Source organism: Caballeronia humi, from assembly GCF_001544475.1.
Classification (GTDB): Bacteria; Pseudomonadota; Gammaproteobacteria; order Burkholderiales; family Burkholderiaceae; genus Caballeronia; species Caballeronia humi.
Genome location: NZ_FCNW02000132.1, coordinates 1 through 3,848, shown reverse-complemented (window position 1 = coordinate 3,848; position 3,848 = coordinate 1). Strand labels below are relative to the sequence as shown.

The window sequence follows — 3,848 nt, the reverse complement described above, 5'->3', positions numbered from 1 at the left end:
CTCGCCTAATGGGAAGCGCCTCGTAATAAGAAGGACGTGGCCTACCTCAGGGAACCTCCGGGTCGGTAGACCATATGACCTTCTCATTATCGGCGCTACTCTTCACAGCGATTCGAGCCAGGTCAGCAGCTCCGGATTCCGCTTCCATCGCGGCGGCCGACCGGGCTTTGTTGATGGGTCGATCTGCTCGAGCGCCTCTCGCTTCGTATCCAAATTTGCGCGGGCGTAGTGATTGGTCGTATCCAGTCGAGCGTGCCCGAGGTAGCTACGGATCACCGTCACGTCGACACCAGCAGCGACTAGCTGAACTCCGACGCTGTGACGCCACGTGTGCGGCGTGATCCGCTTTGTCGCGAGCGATGGCACGTGCTGCGTAGCTGACTGAACGTACTGCTTGAGCTTAAAGCGAACCCCGGCTGCACCGAGCGGCTGGCCATATCGATTGACGAAGATAGGCTCGTTACCCTTGCGCGGCTGTCGCCTGAGCAGCGCCTTGATTATGGCCACCGTTTCCGGCCACAAGGGGCAGATACGACACTTTCGTCCTTTACCGAACAGCTCTACTTGTGCAGGAGATTCAAAGCGAATGGCTCGTGGACACACATCCAGCGCCTCCTGGATCCGTGCCCCCGTGTTGTAAAGGAACGCGAGCAACGCGTGATCTCTCTGCCCTTCCAGGCTCGATTGGTCGGGCTCTCGAAGAACCGCCGCAATTTCCTCGGCATCCATGTAGCACATGGTGGGCCGCGACATCTTCTTGACCGGAATATGTGCGATCTCTGTGCACTGCGCGATCGCAAGCGGCTCGCGATGTGCGACAAAGGCAAAGAAGCTGTGAATAGCGGCAAGTCGACAGTTGCGCGTGCCGATGGACACCTTCCGGTCCTTCTCCAAATAGTCCAGGAACGCAAGCACCTCACCGGCCTGCAGGTCCGCTAGAGACAGCTGCGCGATCTGCCGTCGCCCACGACTGGCGGTAAATTGAAGGAACATCTTCCACGTGTCGCGATATGAGCATACCGTGTGATGGGAGAGATTCCTCTGCTTGCCCATCCATTCGTGGAAAAATGCGTGCAGCAAAGAGGCGAAGGTACTCTGTTTCATGGCAGGATCTCCCTCGTCTGTAGCGCCGCTGCGCCATTCTTGCGGAAGCGTTCACTGGCGTTCTGCAGCAACTCTGGTGTGATGTTCAGATAGACCAGTGTTGAGCGGATGTCTTTGTGCCCGAGGTATGTTGCGAGATAGGGAAGCTTGGATTGCGGGTTGATTCCCGACTTGTACCAGTCGCGCATCCGATGGCCAACCATCGTGTGTCGCAGATCATGAACTCGCGGCCCAACTGCGCCGCGTGCAGGTTTGACGTCCGCACGTCGCAGGACGTCGGTAAGAATGAGCCGTACGCCGCCTACGGTGTATCCGCAATTGCGCTGTGGACTCCAGAACAAAGGGCTCTCAGGATTCGTAGGTGCGCCGGCTTGCTCTCGCACACCAAGATAGTGCTTGATGGAGGCCATGACTCCAGCAGCCAGAGGCAAGCGACGGTTTTTGAAAAACTTCGTCTCCCGGATCTCGAGTGTCTGTTCACGCAGGTCGACATCGCCAAGCATCAAACGCGCGACCTCGCCTCCCCGAAGCCCGGCACAGTATGCAAGCACAAGCATTGTGAAGAGGGTGACAGGACGCCACAGTGCCTTCGGCGAAGGATACAACAGCGCCGCGTGCAAGATGCGCTGTATCTCATCGTCCGTGTAGAGATAGGGAGATCGTTGCTGCTGCCGGGCAGCACGAGCTACTCCGTCGCCGATTGACAAGACCGGCACCCGCGGGTCGATCCGGTGCATCGCTTTCGACACGGTACGGCCGGCTCTCCGAGCTTCGAACAAGTGGTACGGTGACGGTTCTTCCTGACTCCAATGCTCGACGAGTTCGGAGAGCGTCAACCCGGCCAGCTCAGGGTGGCGTTGCAGGAACCGATCGAAGCGCAGTAGTCTCTGCTCTTCAGTGCGATAGCGATAACCGAGCACGCGCATGTGTGAAACATGCTGAGCCATCACAACGCCAAGGAAACTTCCGAAGCGAGGAAGCTGGCTTTGGTTGTGGAGCGCCTCGTCGCTATCTTCACTCACGAGGGCTCGCACGATCGGTGTAGTGCGGGGACCGTACTGTCGATGCAATTCTGTAAATGGGTTCGACGCGATCATCCCCTGCTCATGCAGCCACCGAACGTATCGCTCAATCAGGAAGGCCCGGTGATAAAGGATGTGCACCTTCCACTTGAGACTGTGTTCCTTTAGCCATTGCGTCACGATCGCGACGTCCGGTGATGTAATCGCGCCATGGTCTGCGAGAAAGCCGGTGAAGTTGCACAGAATGCCTGCATAGTTCTTGTGCGTAGCTGGATGTCGAAAACCTTGCGCCTGCAAAAAGCGCTCGATGAGGGCTGCATTGTTGAACGATAAATGAGTCATGGCAAAAATCCTCCTGGTAGATCTAGTCCGATGGATCGCAGATCCTCGGTCGCGAGCTTCAGATATCCTGCGGTCGCCCCGGCGGACGTGTGACCCAACACGTCACCGATGATCTTGAGCGGCACACCAGATCGAAGCAAGCTAACGGCGCGCGCGTGGCGAAAGGCGTGAGGGCCTTTCCTTCCTTGCGGAGTGACTCCGGCTGCTCGCAGACGAGCATTCGTGATGCAGTTGAGGATCGATCCGTTCTTGAATGGACGGTATGGCACCTGGATGCGCAGGAATACCTCTCGATACACGCTTGGCGGTCGCGCCTTCTCCACATATCGGAGCACAGCTTCGCCCGGCTCGCGTAGCAATGGCAGCTCGGAGGAGGTCCCGGTCTTTGTATGGCGCACCCGAAGCATGTCCCGCCTCCAGTCGATGTCCTCCAGGCGTAAATTGACGACTTCTGCAGCACGTAGGCCGTAGGTGGACAACAGGGACAAGATGGCGTAGTCGCGCAGGCCCACCGGAGAGAGGTCCTTCCGAGTCACCTCCAGAACTCGCGTCACGTCTTCTGTCCGCAGGGCGACTGGGATGCCTTCGTGCTCATAGATGCGTGGCCCAATCACAGTGCCAGCGAGATCAGTGGCAGTTCGCCCGGTGCGCCACAAGTGGCGAAGAAAATCACGGAGGCAGACGGTTCGATCTTCGATGGATGCGCGTCGCAGTCCGACACAACATTGCTTCAAGTACGCGTCGAGTTCGTGAACGCTCAAGTACTTCAGGCCCTGCGGGTCTGCGCGCTGCCCAAGTGAAGTTAGGAATTGCAACGCATGCTTTGCGCGCTTGGCTCGAGTCAGTGGGTGCAGTCCGCGTAGTTCACGCAACCATGTGTCGTACTCCATAACTATATCGCGATGGAAACCTTCGATTGCGTTGCTAGGCGGGTCCGGGACCGGCCATGCACCGCGCACAAGACGCAGCATCATATTGATGGCGCCAGTGTATCGATGTCGCCACTGCTGCAACGGTGGCAAATTGCTGTTTCGTTTCCGCGATCGTCGATATTGCCCCCGCAAGAACTGTGTCACATGTCCCGAGACAACGGTTTCGATAGACAGTCCATTGCGGCGGCAGTAATTGAGGAACGGACGCACGCGAGCCGGATACCACCGCTGGATCCGTAGGGAGTACCCCTCGGCCCGCAGATGTGCCAGCAGTTTCTCGATCAACCGCTCATCAGCTAGTAGCGGAGTGGACATGGGAACCTCCTTGGACGAGACCAAGCCTGAGGATGCCATGTGCCCATAATGGAAAGCGGAGTTGAGAAAAGCACGGACCGCCGGCGGCCGCGACGGCTTCCTTCCGATTACGGCTTCCTTCAGATTAGGCGAG

Annotated in this window: 3 protein-coding genes; all 3 read right to left on the bottom strand. The window is 58.0% G+C overall.

The genetic code is table 11. The features are described 5' to 3' along the window. Positions 1-102: 102 nt before the first annotated feature. From AWB65_RS34320 to AWB65_RS34310, 3 genes are read right to left on the bottom strand one after another with little or no spacing between them, the layout of a single operon-like run. Positions 103-1,104 (bottom strand): tyrosine-type recombinase/integrase, encoded by a 1,002-nt coding sequence (locus AWB65_RS34320; RefSeq protein ID WP_087671200.1) that lies wholly within the window; start codon positions 1,102-1,104, stop codon positions 103-105. Further along, complete coding sequence (locus tag AWB65_RS34315) at positions 1,101-2,468, bottom strand: tyrosine-type recombinase/integrase (RefSeq protein ID WP_087671199.1); 1,368 nt, start codon at positions 2,466-2,468, stop codon at positions 1,101-1,103. Before AWB65_RS34315 ends, AWB65_RS34320 begins: the two co-directional genes overlap by 4 nt. Next, a complete protein-coding gene (locus AWB65_RS34310; protein ID WP_159907966.1) occupies positions 2,465-3,715 on the bottom strand; it encodes a site-specific integrase in 1,251 nt (416 codons plus the stop codon). The genes AWB65_RS34315 and AWB65_RS34310 overlap by 4 nt, the downstream gene beginning before the upstream one ends. Positions 3,716-3,848 lie beyond the last annotated feature (133 nt).